The organism is Candidatus Aegiribacteria sp. (assembly GCA_021108005.1).
Lineage (GTDB): Bacteria > Fermentibacterota > Fermentibacteria > Fermentibacterales > JCC-6 > Aegiribacteria.
The window spans coordinates 1-3,211 of sequence record JAIORS010000009.1 but is presented as its reverse complement, the minus strand read 5'-3'; the positions used below and the strand labels follow the sequence as shown (position 1 = coordinate 3,211).

3 protein-coding genes are annotated in these 3,211 nt (G+C 47.4%); 1 reads left to right on the top strand and 2 read right to left on the bottom strand.

Translation table 11 applies throughout. The features are described from left to right. Positions 1-458: 458 nt before the first annotated feature. Positions 459-1,628 (bottom strand): T9SS type A sorting domain-containing protein, encoded by a 1,170-nt coding sequence (locus K8S15_00390; GenBank protein ID MCD4774491.1) that lies wholly within the window; start codon positions 1,626-1,628, stop codon positions 459-461. Beyond that, entirely contained in the window at positions 1,565-2,428 is an 864-nt protein-coding gene (locus tag K8S15_00385; protein ID MCD4774490.1) for a transglutaminase-like domain-containing protein, read from the bottom strand. The genes K8S15_00390 and K8S15_00385 overlap by 64 nt, the downstream gene beginning before the upstream one ends. 291 nt (positions 2,429-2,719) lie before the next feature. Here K8S15_00385 and K8S15_00380 point away from each other — a divergent pair, with 291 nt between their 5' ends. Next, positions 2,720-3,079, top strand: coding sequence for a hypothetical protein (locus tag K8S15_00380; GenBank protein ID MCD4774489.1), 360 nt, complete (start codon positions 2,720-2,722; stop codon positions 3,077-3,079). The last annotated feature ends 132 nt before the right edge of the window (positions 3,080-3,211 follow it).

Sequence of the window (3,211 nt, the reverse complement as noted above, 5' to 3'; positions counted from 1 at the left end):
GTTACAGGTGATAACAGTGCGGTGGGAAGGTGCGTAGTACTGAACAGATAATACCAGACAGGAATATCTGTGCTCCCTGTCCGAAAACCTGAGCATAGGAGTATCAGGAGGGGTGAGTTAACAAGACCGCTCACAATTGCTCAGAAGGAGTATCTTGAAGCTCTGGATCTGAACGAAAAACAGCTTGTAATGTATGAATGTGAGGGGAATGACAACGGATACGGTTAGTATTACTGAAGATAGATATTCAAAACACTTTAAAAAGGATCCCTCTGCGGGACCGTATACTCTCAGGAAAGCAGAATGCATCCTGGAATGAGAATGGTAGTTGAATGAAGACAGTTGGGGGAGAAAAACGAAGAACCAGATAATTCCCACAAATCACTCTTCAGGGGTGGGGAATGTGAGTTCTATATATTCACCTGAAAAAATTATCTGAGGGTTATCTCCAGTGTTTGTCAGGGCAATACCACCATCCTTGTGGATGCACTTCTGTCTCCTGCTTCAATATGTACGAAGTAAAGACCAGCGGGGACAGATCTGCCTTGATCGTTAGTACAGTTCCAGGTCACTGATCTATTACCATTTTGTGAAGCGTTCTTGATAGATGCTACCAGCCTGCCTGAGCAGTCATAAACAGCAAGGTCAGCCTGAACCTCGATTCCCAGGATGAAATCTATTGATACCATTTGAGTGCAGGGATTTGGAGTGCAGGTTATGGATATGACTCCAACTGGATCTGGTGAAGTTATACCAGTCTCTGATGCAAGTCTTTCGTATACGATAACGTCATCTATGTAAGAACCAGGCCGGTTCTCGGTGGAATTGGAGCTTAATCGGAATCTGAATTGCACGGTGTTTCCTGTGAACCGTTGGATGTCTAATACCACATGGGACCAACCTCCCACATCAGGTATCTCTGGATCATCGTTGATACCAGCCATGGCTGAGCAGATCGGTTCAAATAGGGAGCCTTCTGTAGTGATCTCCACCCATATCCTGTCAACAGGATCATAATCGTTGAATTCCTCAATCCAGTTCCAGATCCAGAAATCCAGAAACGCTGAGGAGTTATCAGAAAGCTCTATCGGTGGAGAAAGGAGCCAGTTGTCCGCATTGCTCTCGTAGTCGCTGTCAAGGTCGGTTCCCCAGCACATGGAGCCTGAGTGGGATTGCGATGGACCGTACTGTGGTGTCCCTAGCTCCCATTCATCCAGTGTCCCGCCGTGTGTCCAACCGCCTGAGCCGGACTCGAAATCGTCCTGGAAAACTGTTACAATCTGGGGTGTGCCGATGGACTGGTACAGACCAAGAGCATTTTCCATGTGTTGTATATACCCGGAAAAATCATTTGCAAGAAAGCAATCCCTGGCATTCTGCTGCTGGTTGTATGCCAGCTCTCTCAGCTGTTCCCCGGAGGTGGAGAGGGGCAAACTCCATATATCTACGTAGAGCTGAAAGACATCCTCGGTAAGAATTCTGGCATAAAGCGCTATATTGTCTGATACAGCCACGGATTTCTCGAATCTCGCGGAATGCGCCCCTCCCCAATTGGGCTGATCCCTCAGGAGGGTGGGATCAGAGGTGTGCCAGGCCGCTTCACATCCCCGAAGGAACCCGGATTGCATACCATTGTCACAACCTCCCAAAATGTAGGATGTGGATGCAGATGGAGCGATGGATCCATTCGTACCCAACCGTAATTCGGCACATAGTAGTCGATAGCCCAGTGTTGATCGTAAGCTGATTCCGAAAGGATAGTGTTCATCAGTGTTCTGGCTGGAACGTTGTTGGCTCTAAAAAGTGCTGCGGCTGCATGTGCACGCCCGGTACAGCTGTTCCCCCAGAGCAGTGCGTAGACTGCGTCGAATGCTGTAGGATAATGCGGAAATTCGTATGGTATCGCATGGCAGTAACTGTATATAGAATCGGCAAGAGTGATAAGGTTATTGGTTGTGCCCAGCACCTCTGAAGCCACAGCCTGTACCACAGGGGACTCAATCTGTGCGCAGTCAGTAGGTTGGAGCCATTTCGTCACAGAATCCGGAAGCTGTCCGGGGTCGGGGATAGGAACAAACGACGGAATGTCACCCCAGTTTTTGTCCAGCACAAGCACCGAGGCCTTCCAAGTGATCTGGCAGGGTCGGCCCTGGGTAACGGTGGCGGCGACCACTAGATTAGGAGGAATCAGTCTGACGAACCTGTAATCCACCAGGAACATTCCTTCCACCTCAAGAAATATCGGTACCTGGTACTCGTAAGGAACTGGAATGTGAAAGTAGATCTCGTACAGGGGGTTGGCGGCAACACCTTCCACATACAACTCTCCCTGGCTGGTGATCAGGCTCACATAGGTTGTCAAACCCTCTTCAGATAAGGTAATGAAACCAGAGCTGATGATAATAAGTAGTACTCCAAATAATTGCATATCACATTTCCGTTAAATACTAGGAAAGTTCAATACTAGGGAAGTGGATTTTCCACAATCCTATTACACACACCTAAAACAGCTCATCCATACGTAGATGTTACCTTTTTCTGCCTTAAACTGACCATACTACCCGAAACACTACCTGTCAAACATGCCTTCCCGCAGATTTTCACTGATTTTCACTTGAAGCACTACATCATGATGCACTACTCCTTTAAAAGCCAGATCGCTGAAACTTATCCAATTTCTATCTCAGGCACATCATCCTGCCATGGAGTGTAATCCGCGATGGGTTCACATACCATTTCCAGAGGCTCTGGAGGGGGTCTTGGGTCTTCCCAGAGATCAAGATGTTTCAGAATACGCCTGAAGACCAGCAAAGAACTTTTGAATCCACTTGATATCTGCGGTGTTTATTTCAGGCATGGGGTAGCAATTGCCTTCCCTGTCCCAGCATGTGTCAGTAATCAGCGCATGGACATGGGGGTTAGCAATAGAGAGAGTACCCTCAGGTTGATAGGATCAATCTGGCAGGATGTACATGAAAAATGGATTACCGGAAGGCGCTACTTGAACATGGAAGTCTTGCAGGTATGGGAAGAAGAACAGGAAATGAACGAAGCTGAAACAATCTCAATGGAGTGCTAGATGAAAGTCACAGAAAATTCGGGACTTGATCAACTAGTGCGGAATAAAGGAAGATTCTGGCAACTCCAGAATACACTAAATTAGTAACACTTCGAGTTTCACAACATACGAGGATACATACGAGCCTTGGGA